Origin of the sequence: Corynebacterium sp. UMB10119B, assembly GCF_030228125.1 — a bacterium.
Classification (GTDB): domain Bacteria; phylum Actinomycetota; class Actinomycetes; order Mycobacteriales; family Mycobacteriaceae; genus Corynebacterium; species Corynebacterium pseudogenitalium.
The window spans coordinates 106657-120821 of sequence record NZ_JASPBG010000003.1 but is presented as its reverse complement, the minus strand read 5'-3'; the positions used below and the strand labels follow the sequence as shown (position 1 = coordinate 120821).

At 62.9% G+C, this 14165-nt stretch carries 14 protein-coding genes; 13 read left to right on the top strand and 1 reads right to left on the bottom strand.

The window, feature by feature from the left end; all coding sequences use genetic code 11:
- The first annotated feature begins 15 nt into the window (after window positions 1-15).
- From alr to QP802_RS04355, 9 genes are all read left to right on the top strand, one after another.
- Window positions 16-1563, top strand: a complete 1548-nt coding sequence (alr, locus tag QP802_RS04395) for an alanine racemase (protein WP_083290813.1) — start codon at window positions 16-18, stop codon at window positions 1561-1563.
- 20 nt (window positions 1564-1583) lie between these two features.
- Window positions 1584-2084, top strand: coding sequence for a hypothetical protein (locus QP802_RS04390; RefSeq protein ID WP_070363044.1), 501 nt, complete (start codon window positions 1584-1586; stop codon window positions 2082-2084).
- Window positions 2084-2752 carry a tRNA (adenosine(37)-N6)-threonylcarbamoyltransferase complex dimerization subunit type 1 TsaB gene (gene tsaB / locus QP802_RS04385; protein ID WP_284817673.1) on the top strand — a complete coding sequence of 223 codons (669 nt, stop codon included), beginning with the start codon at window positions 2084-2086 and terminating at the stop codon, window positions 2750-2752. The genes QP802_RS04390 and tsaB overlap by 1 nt, the downstream gene beginning before the upstream one ends.
- Entirely contained in the window at window positions 2749-3222 is a 474-nt protein-coding gene (gene rimI / locus QP802_RS04380; RefSeq protein WP_256000525.1) for a ribosomal protein S18-alanine N-acetyltransferase, read from the top strand. Before tsaB ends, rimI begins: the two co-directional genes overlap by 4 nt.
- The gene (tsaD, locus tag QP802_RS04375; RefSeq protein WP_256007722.1) at window positions 3219-4271 is read left to right on the top strand and encodes a tRNA (adenosine(37)-N6)-threonylcarbamoyltransferase complex transferase subunit TsaD; all 1053 of its coding nucleotides are present in this window, start codon (window positions 3219-3221) and stop codon (window positions 4269-4271) included. Before rimI ends, tsaD begins: the two co-directional genes overlap by 4 nt.
- A 165-nt stretch (window positions 4272-4436) precedes the next feature.
- Window positions 4437-4736 (top strand): co-chaperone GroES, encoded by a 300-nt coding sequence (gene groES / locus QP802_RS04370; protein ID WP_070363040.1) that lies wholly within the window; start codon window positions 4437-4439, stop codon window positions 4734-4736.
- Window positions 4737-4757: 21 nt separating this feature from the next.
- On the top strand, window positions 4758-6368 hold the full coding sequence (gene groL / locus QP802_RS04365; RefSeq protein WP_256007723.1) for a chaperonin GroEL: 1611 nt from the start codon (window positions 4758-4760) through the stop codon (window positions 6366-6368).
- A gap of 136 nt (window positions 6369-6504) precedes the next feature.
- On the top strand, window positions 6505-7089 hold the full coding sequence (locus tag QP802_RS04360) for a sigma-70 family RNA polymerase sigma factor (RefSeq protein WP_070363038.1): 585 nt from the start codon (window positions 6505-6507) through the stop codon (window positions 7087-7089).
- Complete coding sequence (locus QP802_RS04355) at window positions 7086-7844, top strand: hypothetical protein (RefSeq protein ID WP_256007724.1); 759 nt, start codon at window positions 7086-7088, stop codon at window positions 7842-7844. Before QP802_RS04360 ends, QP802_RS04355 begins: the two co-directional genes overlap by 4 nt.
- Here QP802_RS04355 and QP802_RS04350 read toward each other — a convergent pair.
- The gene (locus QP802_RS04350; RefSeq protein ID WP_070363036.1) at window positions 7841-8263 is read right to left on the bottom strand and encodes a DUF5319 domain-containing protein; all 423 of its coding nucleotides are present in this window, start codon (window positions 8261-8263) and stop codon (window positions 7841-7843) included. The genes QP802_RS04355 and QP802_RS04350 overlap by 4 nt on opposite strands.
- Before the next feature lie 104 nt (window positions 8264-8367).
- On the opposite strand from QP802_RS04350, the gene guaB reads away from it, so the two are divergent.
- From guaB to guaA, 4 genes are all read left to right on the top strand, one after another.
- Window positions 8368-9891, top strand: coding sequence for an IMP dehydrogenase (gene guaB / locus QP802_RS04345; RefSeq protein ID WP_284817672.1), 1524 nt, complete (start codon window positions 8368-8370; stop codon window positions 9889-9891).
- A 36-nt stretch (window positions 9892-9927) separates the two neighbouring features.
- Window positions 9928-11082, top strand: coding sequence for a GuaB3 family IMP dehydrogenase-related protein (locus QP802_RS04340; protein ID WP_070363034.1), 1155 nt, complete (start codon window positions 9928-9930; stop codon window positions 11080-11082).
- A 24-nt stretch (window positions 11083-11106) separates the two neighbouring features.
- Window positions 11107-12399, top strand: a complete 1293-nt coding sequence (locus tag QP802_RS04335; RefSeq protein ID WP_070477610.1) for a PAS domain-containing protein — start codon at window positions 11107-11109, stop codon at window positions 12397-12399.
- 212 nt (window positions 12400-12611) lie between these two features.
- Window positions 12612-14165 carry a glutamine-hydrolyzing GMP synthase gene (guaA, locus tag QP802_RS04330; RefSeq protein ID WP_284817671.1) on the top strand — a complete coding sequence of 518 codons (1554 nt, stop codon included), beginning with the start codon at window positions 12612-12614 and terminating at the stop codon, window positions 14163-14165.

Here is a 14165-nt window from a genome sequence, read left to right as displayed (position 1 = left end):
GTTCAATAGATGCCCATGAACGCTTTAAAACTTCGCATTGACCTGGCGGCGATTGCCCACAACACGAGGCAGATGCGCCGTCAGGCTGGTGGCGCGCGTTTGATGTGCGTGGTGAAGGCGGATGCCTATAACCACGGCGCGGCGAAGTGCGTCCCCATCATGGAGGCGAACGGTGCGGATGCGTTCGGCTGCGCGACGATCGCGGAGGCGGCTAGTGTGGCGAAGCTGACGTCGAAACCCGTGATGGCGTGGCTGTGGGCTCCGGGGGAGGAGCTGGTGGAGGGCATCGAGATGGGTGTGCCGAGTCTTGCGCACCTGCGCGCGCTTATTGACGCCCCCTTCGTACCCACCGTGCATCTGATGATCGACACGGGGATGAACCGCTCGGGCGTAGATGAGGAACAGTGGCCGGAGCTGTTCGCGATGGCCGCCGAGGCGCAACAGGCCGGTCAGATCCGTGTGGCCGGGCTGATGAGCCATTTTGCGTGCGCGGATAACCCAGCGGACCCGTACACGGACCGGCAGCTGGCGACGTTCCGTGAAGCGCTCAACCAGGCGCACGAGGCGGGGCTAGAGGACCTGGTGAACCACGTGGCGAACTCGCCGGCGACGTGGACGAGGGACGACGCCCGCTTTGAACAGATCCGTCCCGGGATTGGCCTGTACGGGTTGGAAGCAATCGACGGCACCGACAACGGGCTGCGGCCCGCGATGAGCTGGGTCGCAACGGTGACCGCGGTCAAACCGATCCGCGCGGGGGATCCGGTGAGCTACTCAGGGACATGGACTGCGCCCGAGGACGGGTTTACCGCCGTGGTGCCCGCCGGCTACGCGGACGGCGTGATGCGCATCTGGCAGGACCGGATGGACGTCACCATTGACGGAGCCCGCTACCCCCAGGTGGGTCGGGTGTGCATGGATCAGATTGTGGTGTGGCTGGGCGCAAACGAAGCCGGTGTCGCGCCGGGCGATGAAGCGGTACTTTTTGGCGCCGGCGGCGTGAGTGCGGACGAGTTCGCGCTGCGGGCGAACACCATTCACTACGAGGTGCTGTGTGCACCGAAAGGACGGACAGTGCGGGAGTACGGCGGCAGGCGTGTCTGCGAGACGCGCGAGGAAACGCAAGCGTTGGGGCGTGAGCTGGGGGAGACCTTGCGCGCCGGGGACGTGGTGATTCTCGACGGCCCGCTCGGCGCCGGGAAAACCACGCTGACGCAGGGCATTGCCGAAGGGATGCAGGTCAAGGGGCGTGTGACGAGCCCAACCTTCACCATCGCCAGGGAACACCGCGCGAAGGAGGCGGAGGGGGCGTCGTTAATTCATGTCGATGCCTACCGCCTGTTGGGGGAGGGCAGCTCTGGCGACCCGCTGGGTGAGCTCGATGCTCTCGACCTTGAGTCGGAGCTCGACCGCAGCGTCGTGGTGGCCGAGTGGGGTGGTGATCTCGCAGCTCACATCGCCAGTGAATACCTTTTGGTCACCATTGACCGCACCACGCTCGTGGAGCAAGACGAAGACAGTGAGGGCCGCATCATCACATGGCGGTGGGTGCACACAGAATAGGAAGATGTAGGCTGTAGGCCATGCTGAAGCTGAACAATACTAGCCGTGGTTGGGTCGCTATTGCGTGTGCACTGTGGGTGATTGTGCTCGTTGCTCTCATTTTCATCCCACTGACCAAGCCGTCCCCAATGGCGGCTGCGACGCCAACGAATTCTCTTTCCCGCTCCCTTGAAGAGGTCAAGCCTGGTGGCGAAGCCGTTGCGGGCCAGCTCATCGACCTGACTCGCGTCTACGACAAGGACTACATCGGGTTCACCACGCTGTGCCCGAACGAGCCGGACCAGCTGCTGCTGAGCAAGCTGCAGGCGCTAAACCTTGACCAGGACCGCTTCGATTTCTCCGGCGACTGGGGTTACATGCTGCTGTTCGACGAGGACCAGAACGCGGAGATCGACCTGGACAAGGTGGAGCTTTCCAAGGTGAACATCTGCTCCATCCCGCAGTCGGAGATGTTCCCAATGAATACGCCGCTGCCGTTCCACAAGGACGGTAACGGCTGGGTCATGGGAGTAGCGGCGTAATGCTGACGCTGGCGCTCGATACCGCCACGCACGACCTCGTTGTCGGCGTGGGCGATCAACAGTCGCGCCGCGTGGATGCACAGCGGGTAATCAGAACCCGCTCGCATAACGAACTTTTGGTCCCCACTGTCAACGAACTACTGGCGGAAGCGGGCTGCACCTACGGTGCGCTCGAAGCCGTCGTCGTTGGCGTGGGGCCTGGCCCGTTTACGGGGCTTCGCGTAGGCATGGCCACCGCGTCCGCCTTCGGGCAGGCGCTGGGGGTGCCGGTGTACGGGGTCTACACCCACGACGCCATCGCCGCGGAAGCCGGGGACACCACCGGGAAAAGCGTGCTAGTGGTCACTGATGCGCGCCGCCGCGAGGTGTACTGGAGCCTCTACCGCGACGGTGCGCGCGTCGACGGGCCGCATGTCAGCGCTGCCAGCGCGATCGACGTCGAGGGCGACGCGGTGGACCTCCTCGTCGTCCCAGAAGCGCTGCGTGAGACTGTGACTGTCGCGGCTGGTGAGGTACGCGATCTCGCGCCGGGTGTTCGCGGCTTGCTCGCCGCGTGCGATCCATCAGATACGCCGGAGCCACTCACACCGCTGTACCTGCGCCGCCCGGACGCCGTGCCGCCGAAGCCGCGCCCGCGCTCTGCTGCGCTGCCGGACATCAAACTGTGAATATCCGGGAGCTCACACCCAGCGACGCAGACGCAGTCGCGGCGCTGGAGGCGGTGCTGTTCGCTGGCGAGACCCCGTGGTCGCGGGAGGTGCTGCTGACGCAGTTCGCGCAGCCGTACACGTTCTATATCGGCGCCTTCGACGACGAGGGCGCAATTCTGGGGTATGCGGGCCTTGCGATGCTGGGCCCGCGCAACGACCCGGAGTTCGAAATTCACACCATCGGCGTCGCGCCCGAGGTGCAGCGCCGCGGGGTGGGCAGGGAGCTGATGGACCAGCTCGTCCACACCGCCGACCTTCTCGACGGCCCGATGTTCCTCGAGGTGCGCACCGACAACTCCGCGGCGCTTGGCATGTATGAGCGCTACGGCTTTTCTGTCGTTGGCACCCGAAAGAATTACTATCAACCTTCTGGCGCGGACGCGTTTTCGATGATGCGCCCACGCAAGAGCGAAAGGGAGCAGGCATGATTGTTGCCGGGATTGAGTCCTCATGCGACGAGACGGCCGTTGGCATTGTCGACGTCCACTCCGACGGCACCATGGAGATCCTTGCGAACCAGGTGGCGTCTTCGATGGAGCAACACGCACGCTTTGGTGGCGTGGTGCCCGAGATCGCGTCGCGTGCCCACCTTGAGGCGATGCCGCAAGTGATGGCCGCGGCACTGGAAGAGGCCGGTATCGATGCCCCGGACGTGGTTGCGGCGACGATCGGGCCTGGTCTTGCCGGCGCGCTGCTGGTCGGCGCGTCCGCTGCGAAGGCCTACGCGGCGGCGTGGGGTGTGCCGTTTTACGCCGTGAACCACTTGGGTGGGCACGTGGCGGTGGCGAACCTGGAGGGCCAGGAGCGGCTCCCGCACTCGGTGGCACTGCTGGTCTCTGGTGGGCATACGCAGTTGTTGGAGGTTGAGGCCGTTGGCAAGCCGATGCGCGAGCTTGGCTCCACCCTTGATGACGCCGCCGGCGAGGCCTACGACAAGGTCTCGCGCCTGCTTGGGCTTGGCTACCCGGGCGGCCCGGTCATCGACCGCTTGGCGGCGAAGGGTAACCCGGATGCGATTCCGTTCCCGCGCGCGCTCAGTAAGGCCGACGATCTGCGGGGCGAGCACCGCTTCGACTTCTCGTTCTCCGGCTTGAAGACTGCCGTGGCGCGCTACGTGGAAAAGGCGGAGCGCGAAGGCTGGGTGGTCAACGTGGAGGACGTGTGCGCGTCGTTCCAGGAGGCGGTGTGTGACGTGCTCGTGCGCAAGGCGCTGCTGGCACTGGAGGCGACCGGTGCGAAGACGCTGTTGCTCGGCGGCGGGGTGGCGGCGAACAGTCGCCTGCGCGCACTTGCCCAGGAACGTTGCGAGAAGGCTGGCGTGGAGCTGCGTGTACCGCGCTTCGGGCTGTGCACCGATAACGGCGTGATGATCGCGGCGTTGGCGGGCCAGCTCATCCATGAGGGGGCCAAGCCTTCGGAGCTGTCCGTGGCGACGGATACGTCGTTGGAAGTGGAGATTCCGCTCGTTCACCAGTAAAGATTGGTGAGTGTCGTCACAATGTTGAGTGTTAGCACTCGCAGGGGTAGAGTGCTAACAAGGTTGTGGAGAGCGCAGTTGTACACCCGCGACGACGGCTGGGCCTTCGAATAACCTCAAACTACTGAACTGATAGATACAACATTGAAGGAAGGCGTTCAGATCATGGCAAACGTCAACATCAAGCCACTGGAAGACAAGGTTCTGGTACAGATCGCTGAGGCGGAGACCACGACGGCATCCGGCCTGGTTATCCCTGATTCCGCTGCTGAGAAGCCACAGGAGGCAGTTGTTATCGCTGTCGGCCCTGGCCGCTTGGATGAGCAGGGCAAGCGCATTGCTGTCGACGTCAACGAGGGCGACACCGTGATCTTCTCCAAGTACGGCGGCACCGAGCTGAAGTACAACGGTGAAGAGTACTTGCTGCTTTCCGCTCGCGACCTGCTGGCCGTCGTCGAAAAGTAATTGAAGGGGGCGTAGCCACCAATGGCAAAACTTATTGCATTTCATCAGGAGGCCCGCGAAGGCATCAAGAAGGGCGTTGACACTTTGGCGGATACCGTCAAGGTCACCCTTGGCCCGCGTGGCCGAAACGTTGTGCTTTCGAAGTCGTGGGGTGGCCCGACCGTTACCAACGACGGTGTGACGATCGCCCGCGACATCGACCTTGAGGAGCCGTTTGAGAACCTCGGTGCGCAGCTGGTGAAATCCGTCGCAGTGAAGACGAACGACATCGCCGGTGACGGCACCACGACCGCGACGCTGCTCGCGCAGGCGCTGGTCACCGAGGGGCTGCGCAACGTCGCCGCTGGTGCGAACCCGATCCAGCTGAACAAGGGCATCCAGGCTGCGGCCGAGAAGGTCATCGAGGAGCTGAAGTCGCGTGCGACGGAGGTTTCTTCGTCCGCCGAGATCGCCAACGTTGCCACCGTTTCCTCCCGCGACCCTGAGGTCGGCGAGATGGTTGCCGGTGCGATGGACAAGGTCGGCAAGGACGGCGTCGTCACCGTCGAGGAGTCCCAGACGATCGACTCCTTTGTCGACGTCACCGAGGGTGTCTCCTTCGACAAGGGCTTCCTGTCGCCGTACTTTATGACGGACCCCGACGCCGGCCAGGCGGTGCTGGAAAACGCCCGCGTGCTGCTGGTCCGTAACAAGATTTCCTCGCTGCCGGACTTCCTTCCGCTGCTGGAAAAGGTTGCGGAGGCATCCGTCCCGCTGCTGATCATCGCCGAGGACGTCGACGGTGAGCCGCTGCAGACGCTCGTGGTGAACACGCTGCGCAAGTCCCTGAAGGTTGTCGCCGTGAAGTCGCCGTACTTCGGCGAGCGCCGCAAGGCCTTTATGGATGACTTGGCTGTAGTGACCAATGCGACGGTCATCGACCCTGAGGTTGGCATGGCACTCAAGGACGCCACGCTGGATGACCTCGGCTCGGTGCGCCGCGTCACCGTGACCAAGGACGACACCGTGCTTGTCGACGGCGCCGGTTCCGCTGAGGACGTCGAGGAGCGTCGCAACCAGATCCGCCGCGACATCGAGGCGACGGACTCCACCTGGGACAAGGAGAAGATGGAGGAGCGCCTGGCGAAGCTGTCGGGTGGCGTCGCCGTCATCCGCGTCGGTGCCGCGACTGAGACCGAGGTCAACGAGCGCAAGCTGCGCGTCGAGGACGCCATCAACGCTGCCCGCGCGGCAGTCGAAGAGGGCATTATCGCCGGTGGCGGTTCCGCACTGGTCCAGATCGCACGCGACCTGGAGGAGTACGCGGAGTCCTTCGAGGGCGAGCAGAAGACTGGCGTGTTGGCGGTTGCCCGCGCGCTGGTGAAGCCGGCGTTCTGGATTGCGGACAACGCTGGGCTGGACGGCTCAGTTGTTGTGTCGAAGATCGCAGACATGGCGAACGACGAAGGCTTCAACGCCGCAACGATGGAGTACGGCAACCTGGTTGAGCAGGGCATCATTGACCCTGTGAAGGTGACACACTCCGCTGTTGTCAACGCTTGCTCGGTAGCCCGCATGGTGCTGACCACGGAGGTTTCTGTGGTGAACAAGCCGGAAGAAGTTGAGGAACACGCACACGGTCACGCGCACTAATTAGTGTTTGTGACGAGGGGAGCCCGGACGGATACATGCCGTTCGGGCTTTTGCGTGCCTGATGGGTCAGGCTTTGGGAATGGCATGCTCGGCGCTGTACCCTTAGGCGATACTGGAAAGGAGTCGGGCGTCGCGTATGAGCGGTATAGATACTGATGACGTGAATGCGCAGCTTGCGCAACTGCTGCCTGCTGCACAGTCCGGTGATGATCGGGCGACGCAGCGCGTCGTGGCGCTCATTTATCCATTTGTGCTGCGCTACGCCCGCGCCCGCATTGGCGGTGGGCGCACCCCGACCCCGGAAGACGTCACTCAGGACGTGTGCTTTGCAGTAGTCAAGGCGCTCAGTACCTATAAGGACCAGGGCAAGCCGTTCATGGCATTCGTGTACGGGATTGCATTTAATAAGGTGACGGATGCGCACCGCAGCTATGCGCGAGACCGAATGCTGCCCACCGAAGATATCCCCGATGGGGTATCACAAGAGGCGGATCCAGAGGGATATGCGCTGGATGTCGACGCGAGTAACAAAATGCGCGAGCTGCTCGATGTACTCAATGAGAAAGCGCGAAACATCATTATTCTTCGCGTATTTGTTGGCCTTTCGGCGGAAGAAACAGCAGAGATTGTTGGCGGGACAGCTGGGTCGGTTCGTGTCGCACAGCACCGTGCCCTGGCTCGCCTGCGTGAGGCCCTTGAAGAAGAGGAGTCTGCGAAATGACACGTGATGCTCACCGTATCCCGCAGTTTGATGAGCTGTTGGCGGATGACGCCCTGTTGACCAAAGCGTCACGTGGAGAGGACCCTAGCGACGGCACCGATCCGCTTTTGGGCCTGATGGGTGCGCTGCGCGAGGACGTCGAGCGTCCGATGCCGGAGCCACCATACATAGCGCCCGTGGCGGCGCCTGCGCGCAAACAGATGAACCCGTGGCTCAGTGGGTTTGTGGGCGCGGCAGCAGCCACCGCAATCGTTGCTGGAAGCGGGGCAGTGTTGTACAACGCGACTCCTGATTCCCCTCTGTGGCCAGTAGCCTCAACCGTGTTTGGGGAGCGGGCGTCGGTCATGGAGCTTGCGAGCACGCTCGACGAGATGGAAGTAGCCAGCGATGAGGGTAACGGCGACGCTGTGCGTGCCCTGGTGTTACAGGCCAAGGCGTTGCTTGACTCCATGGATGTGAAGAAGACGCAAGGGTCTGAGCCCACGGTGGCGTCGACAATCCCCGAGGTGACGGTGACGCGCACCGTGACTGTGACGGTGACACCTGAGCCGCGCGAACCGGTGACGGTGACGCAGGTGGTCACGGAGCAGCCTGCCGTCGAGCAGCATTCCTCCGCGCAGCCGACAGTGAGTGCGGAACCGAGCGGTGCGCACGTGCCGGCTACTACAGGCAAGGACGCCGCGCCGGAATCGCCAGTGGCGACGACCTCCCCCAAGCCGGTTGAGCCCCCGGCGTCAGCCTCGCCGCAGCACTAGCGCCCGGCGGACTCGATGCCGTCCATGTACCCCAGCGCGTAATCCCACGTGACATAGGCGTTGACGTCCGGGTTAGCGCTTGGTTCGTGGACGGGCGGCAGCGCGTTGTTGAGCGTGGAGATCATGTTTTGCTCCATGATGTCCCAGTCGTAGTAGTGCGTCTGCTCGCAGTCTTCACACATGAAGAAGATCCCGAGGATGCCGCGGGGGCGCAGGATACGTTGTGCGTCGCGGACGTGGGCGAGGTCGTGAATGATCGCCTGCCGCTCCTCGCTGCTTAAGGGCTCCGGCTGTTCGTCGTCCTCGATGAACGATGCCGGGTCGTTCGGGTCGTTTGCGAACGGGTCGAGTGGCATCATGTCGTCGTAATTCACACCGATCAGCCTATTGTGTGGGGAGTAGCAAGGCCAATTAGCCATGTGCGTTGGGATTTTTCGACGCCGCTGTGTGTCGTGTCGCGCGACGTTATATCATGGCTGAAAACCAATGTCGGGTACACCGCGCGCGGAAGGAGAAGTTGTCAATGGCAAACGAGCGAGTTCTTACAGGTGGGGATGACCCGCACAAGGTTGCACTGCGGGGCTTGACCTTTGATGATGTGCTGCTGCTGCCAGCCGAGTCTCACATTGTGCCGGCCGAAGTGAGCACGAGCTCGCAGTTCAGCCGCAACATCAAGCTGGGTATCCCGATCGCATCGGCTGCGATGGATACGGTCACGGAGTCGCGGATGGCGATCGCGATGGCGCGCCAGGGTGGCATTGGCGTGCTGCACCGCAACCTGAGCGCTCAGGACCAGGCGGAGCAGGTTGACATCGTAAAGCGTTCTGAGTCCGGTATGGTCACCAACCCGGTGACCGCCACACCAGACATGACGATTCGTGACGTCGACGCGCTGTGCGGCCGCTTCCACATCTCGGGCCTGCCGGTGATCGACGCCGACGAGCGCCTGGTGGGCATCATCACCAACCGCGATATGCGCTTCGAGCCGGACTACGACCGCAAGGTCGCAGAGGTGATGACAGCGATGCCGCTGGTTGTGGCGGATGAGGGCGTCGATAAGCAGGAGGCACTTGCGCTGCTGTCGGCGAACAAGGTGGAGAAGCTGCCGATCGTGGACAAGGCAGGCAAGCTGGTTGGCCTGATCACGGTGAAGGACTTCGTGAAGAGCGAGCAGTACCCGAACGCGTCGAAGGACTCGAACGGCCGTCTGCTTGTTGCCGCTGGTATCGGCACTGGTGAAGAGTCCTACGAGCGTGCCGCGCTGCTCGTTGAGGCGGGTGTCGACGCCCTCGTCGTCGACTCTGCGCACGCACATAACAACCGCGTGCTGGAGATGGTGTCCCGTGTGAAGAAGGACTTCGGCGACCGCGTTGACGTCGTCGGCGGCAACCTGGCAACGCGCGAAGCCGCGCAGGCCATGATCGATGCCGGTGCGGACGCGATCAAGGTCGGCATCGGTCCTGGCTCCATTTGCACCACCCGCGTTGTTGCGGGCGTCGGAGCACCACAGATCACGTCCATCCTGGAGGCTTCCGTACCTGCTCACAAGGCCGGGGTACCGATCATCGCAGACGGTGGCATGCAGTTCTCCGGCGACGTTGCTAAGGCCCTCGCCGCTGGCGCATCGACCGTCATGCTCGGCTCCATGCTCGCAGGCACCACTGAGGCACCCGGTGACGTTGTCGTCGTTGGTGGCAAGCAGTACAAGCGCTACCGCGGCATGGGCTCGATGGGCGCGATGCAGGGCCGTGGCCTGACCGGCGAAAAGCGCTCCTTCTCCAAGGACCGCTACTTCCAGGCAGACGTCACCAGCGAAGACAAGCTGGTGCCGGAGGGCGTCGAGGGCCGCGTTCCGTTCCGCGGAGATATCGACGCCATCACCCACCAGATCGTCGGTGGTCTGCGCGCCGCGATGGGCTACACCGGCTCCGCCTCGATCGCAGAACTGCAGACGAAGCAGTTCGTCCAAATCACCACGGCTGGCTTGCGCGAATCGCACCCGCATGACATCACGCAAACGGTTGCAGCGCCGAACTACCACAACTAATCCTTTCTGACTGGCTCCTGAAGGAGAGAACCTGACATGCGTGAATATGTAGAAATTGGCATCGGACGCGAAGCCCGCAAGGCCTACGACCTTGACGATCTGACCCTGGTTCCGACGCGGCGCACCCGCTCGTCGAAGGACGTCAACACGGAGTGGCACATCGACGCCTACTCCTTTGACATGCCGCTCGTATCCCACCCGACCGATGCCCTAGCGAGCCCCGAGTTCGCCATCGAGATGGGTAAACAGGGTGGACTTGCGGTGCTCAACGCCGAGGGCATCCTGGGCCGCCACGCGAACTTCGAAGAGGCGATCAACGAGGTCTGCGGGCAGGCGCCAAATCCCAAGGACCTCGAGCAGGAGAATTACCACGAGATTCCTAGCAAGATTGCCAAGGCTACGGCAACGCTGCAGAAACTCCATCAGGCCCCAATTAATTTGGACGTGTTGAGCGAGCGCATTGCGCAGGTCCGCGCGTCGGGCGCGACCGTCGCTGTGCGCGTGAGCCCGCAAAACGTGCGCGAGCTTGCCCCTGCAGTGATCAAGGCCGGCGCGGAGATCCTGTTCGTGCAGGGTACGTTGATCTCCGCCGAGCACGTGCAGCCCGGTGGGGAACCGCTGAACTTGAAGGAGTTCATCGGCTCCCTTGACGTTCCGGTCATCGCAGGTGGCGTCTTCGACTACACGACGGCCACGCACCTGATGCGTGCTGGCGCTGCCGGCGTGATTGTCGGCTCGGGTCGTTCCTCTTCCGGCCTGGCGCTGGACGTTCCCCTTGCAACTGCGATTGCCGACGTGGCTGCGGCTCGCCGCGACTACTTGGACGAGACCGGTGGCCGTTATGTCCACGTTATCGCTGATTCGGCACCGTCGAACGCCGGGGACATCGCGTTGGCACTCGCCATGGGCGCCGACGCCGTCATGGTAGGCAGTCTGTTTGCGAAGGCGAACGAGGCCGCTGCTGGCGGCGCGTACTGGGAACCGGCGGCTGCGCACCCGCGCTTCCCGCGCGGCGAGGTTGCCAACTGGGAGTTCGGCGATCGTCTTCCGCTGTCTGAGATTTTGTTCGGTCCATCGAGCGATTCGGGCGCTGCCACGAACTTAGTGGGCGGTTTGCGCCGTATTATGGCGAAATGTGGGTACACTGATCTCAAGTCGTTCCAAAAGGTCGACGTGACCGTCCGCCCGTAAACAGATTGACCTAATATATCGAATATGGCCTACGAAGTAGTTATTAAACGAGATGCCCCTGACGGCCCACACCACGAGGTTGATGTCAACCACATCTTCTTCTCGGTGACGGACAGCAAGGGCATTATGACCCATGTCAATGAGGTCTTTATTCACTACGCGCAGTATCCCGAAGTCGAGATGATCGGGAAGCCACACAATCTCATTCGCCATATTGAGATGCCTGGTGGCGCGTTCAAGCTGATGTGGGACGTCATTGAGGACGGCCGACCGTTCGCAGGCTATGTCCGTAACCGCGCAAAGAGCGGCTCTGCGTACGACGTGTTTGCTACCGTGACGCCTCTGCCAAATGGCGACTACCTCTCGGTGCGCACCCGCCCGATGACCGAACTGTTCAAGGTCGTCGGCGACGTGTACCAAGCGGTGAACGACGTTGAGTGGAAGGCGCGCCACGAGGGCGTTGGCCGTCGCCGCCGTGCAGAGCTTGGCTTGGACAAGCTGCAGGAGCTTGTGCCTGATTACGACGCCTTCGTTGCCGAAGCGCTGCCGGCCGAGGTGCTGGCGCGTGAGGAAGCGGGCTTCGACCTTCCAGAGGGCACCGGTGAGGTGTACGAGGCTACCAAGCGTCTCTACCGCGAGCTGGACCGCTTCATGGAAATCCAGTCGTCCATTAAGGAAGCCGCTGAAGAACTGGCAAAGGCCAGCCAGACTTTGGTGGAAGAAAACGCTGTGACCAACAGCGTGAAGGGCGAGATGGAGAACGTCATGGCGGAGGGTGCTGCCCGTACGCTGTTGCTTGCACCACTGCAGGTGTGGGCGACGATGCGTGGCATCATCGACGAGAACGCGCAGTCGCTCAACGAGGTGGCTGGCGAGTTGGCGAAGAAGGCGGCGTCCGCGCGTATGGCGATTGCGCTGGCTCGTCTGCATACTGCGCAGACCGCGATTTTCTCCCTTGAGGCGAACCGCGGCGAGGTGCTCTCTATGCTGTTCGACGCCCTCGAGGTGGACGTGAAGCAGATGGACGACGCAGTCTTCCTGCACTCCTCCCTGGCGAACCGCGTGGACCTGAAGGTGAACTCGATTTCCGAGCTGACCAAGATGCCGCTCGAGATGATTCGTCGCTGGTCCCAGACCACGGCGCAGGAGCCGTTCGGCGAGAACATCGAGCCGCTTGTTGCTCAGGTGCACCGCGCTATCCAGGCTGCTGATAACTCTATCGAGCGCCTGCACGCTTCCTCGCAGAAGCTGGGCTCCGACCCGGCGATTGACGGGGTGCACGATGCGCTGGAGAACCTGCGTGCGCTGCTGAAGTAGTCTGTTGTAACGTCGCAACGCTGAAGACACCACCCGCCAAGCGGGTGGTGTTTTGTTGTTTCGAAGGGATTCCCGCACCAGATTCCAGTATTTCGGCCGGGTGCATTGGCGTTTCCCCAGGTCCCGAATTGTGCGCGCGGGAATGTGGTGCGCAGGACACTGTCATCGGGCTCACGTACACATTAGGTGCTGCGTAGGTTAAGATTTGGTGCGTGACTACAGCTCAAACTCGCCCTGTTCTTGTTGTTGATTTCGGTGCGCAGTACGCGCAGCTCATTGCGCGTCGTGTGCGTGAGGCGCACGTGTTCTCCGAAGTCGTTCCGTCCACGATCTCCGCTGCGGAGGTGAAGGAGAAGCAGCCGCTGGCGCTTGTCCTATCCGGTGGCCCGTCGTCCGTGTATGAGGATGGCGCTCCGCAGTTGGACCCTGAGATTTTCGAGTTGGGGATTCCGATCTTCGGCATCTGCTACGGCTTCCAGGTGATGACGCGGGCGCTCGGCGGAAAGGTTGAGCAGACCGGCGCCCGTGAGTACGGCCGCACGTCGATGGACGTCAAGGGCGGCGTGCTGCACGCCGGCTTGCCGGAGGAGCACAAGGTGTGGATGAGCCACGGCGATTCGGTGACGCAGGCTCCGGAGGGCTTCGAGGTCACCGCGTCTTCGAAGGGTGCGCCGGTCGCCGCGTTCGAGAACGTGGAGCGCAAGTTCGCCGGTGTGCAGTACCACCCGGAGGTGATGCACTCGCCGCACGGCCAGGAGGTGCTGACGCGCTTCCTCACCGAGATTGCTGGTCTGGAGCAGAACTGGACGGCATCCAATATTGCGGAGCAGCTCATTGAGCAGGTTCGCACCCAGGTTGGGGACGGCTACGCCATCTGTGGTCTGTCCGGTGGTGTGGACTCGGCTGTTGCTGCGGCGCTGGTGCAGCGCGCGATCGGTGACCGTTTGACTTGTGTGTTCGTGGACCACGGCCTGCTGCGTCAGGGTGAGCGCGAGCAGGTGGAGAAGGACTTCGTCGCCGCGACCGGCGCGAAGCTGGTCACCGTGGATGAGCGCAAGGCCTTCCTGGACAAATTGTCTGGTGTGACCGAGCCGGAGGCCAAGCGCAAGGCGATCGGTGCGGAGTTCATCCGTTCCTTCGAGCGCGCTGTGGCTGATGTGTTGTCGGACCACAAGGTCGATTACCTGGTGCAGGGCACCCTGTACCCGGACGTCGTGGAGTCTGGCGGCGGCACCGGCACCGCGAACATCAAGAGCCACCACAACGTCGGCGGCCTACCGGACGACGTCGAGTTTGAGCTGGTCGAGCCGCTTCGTCTGCTGTTTAAGGACGAGGTCCGCGCGGTCGGCCGCGAGCTGGGCCTGCCCGAGGTGATCGTGAACCGTCAGCCGTTCCCGGGTCCGGGCCTGGGCATCCGGATCATCGGTGAGGTCACCGAGGAGCGCCTGGAAACCCTGCGCGCTGCTGACGCGATTGCTCGCGAGGAGCTGACCAAGGCTGGACTGGATGACCAGATTTGGCAGTGCCCGGTTGTGCTGCTGGCCGATGTGCGTTCGGTTGGTGTGCAGGGCGATGGCCGCACCTACGGCCACCCAATTGTGCTGCGCCCTGTCGCATCTGAGGACGCGATGACCGCGGACTGGGTACGCATCCCGTACGAGACGCTGGAGGTCATCTCGACCCGCATCACCAACGAGGTGGCGGATGTCAACCGCGTGGTGTTGGATGTTACATCCAAGCCGCCGGCCACCATTGAGTGGGAGTAG

Excerpts from the sequence above, each read along its gene's own strand:
- alr (WP_083290813.1), top strand. The coding sequence starts at position 16 with ATGAACGCTTTAAAACTTCGCATTGACCTGGCGGCGATTGCCCACAAC.
- QP802_RS04390 (WP_070363044.1), top strand. The coding sequence starts at position 1,584 with ATGCTGAAGCTGAACAATACTAGCCGTGGTTGGGTCGCTATTGCGTGT.
- tsaB (WP_284817673.1), top strand. The coding sequence starts at position 2,084 with ATGCTGACGCTGGCGCTCGATACCGCCACGCACGACCTCGTTGTCGGC.
- tsaD (WP_256007722.1), top strand. The coding sequence starts at position 3,219 with ATGATTGTTGCCGGGATTGAGTCCTCATGCGACGAGACGGCCGTTGGC.
- groES (WP_070363040.1), top strand. The coding sequence starts at position 4,437 with ATGGCAAACGTCAACATCAAGCCACTGGAAGACAAGGTTCTGGTACAG.
- groL (WP_256007723.1), top strand. The coding sequence starts at position 4,758 with ATGGCAAAACTTATTGCATTTCATCAGGAGGCCCGCGAAGGCATCAAG.
- QP802_RS04360 (WP_070363038.1), top strand. The coding sequence starts at position 6,505 with ATGAGCGGTATAGATACTGATGACGTGAATGCGCAGCTTGCGCAACTG.
- QP802_RS04355 (WP_256007724.1), top strand. The coding sequence starts at position 7,086 with ATGACACGTGATGCTCACCGTATCCCGCAGTTTGATGAGCTGTTGGCG.
- QP802_RS04350 (WP_070363036.1), bottom strand. The coding sequence starts at position 8,263 with ATGGCTAATTGGCCTTGCTACTCCCCACACAATAGGCTGATCGGTGTG.
- guaB (WP_284817672.1), top strand. The coding sequence starts at position 8,368 with ATGGCAAACGAGCGAGTTCTTACAGGTGGGGATGACCCGCACAAGGTT.
- QP802_RS04340 (WP_070363034.1), top strand. The coding sequence starts at position 9,928 with ATGCGTGAATATGTAGAAATTGGCATCGGACGCGAAGCCCGCAAGGCC.
- QP802_RS04335 (WP_070477610.1), top strand. The coding sequence starts at position 11,107 with ATGGCCTACGAAGTAGTTATTAAACGAGATGCCCCTGACGGCCCACAC.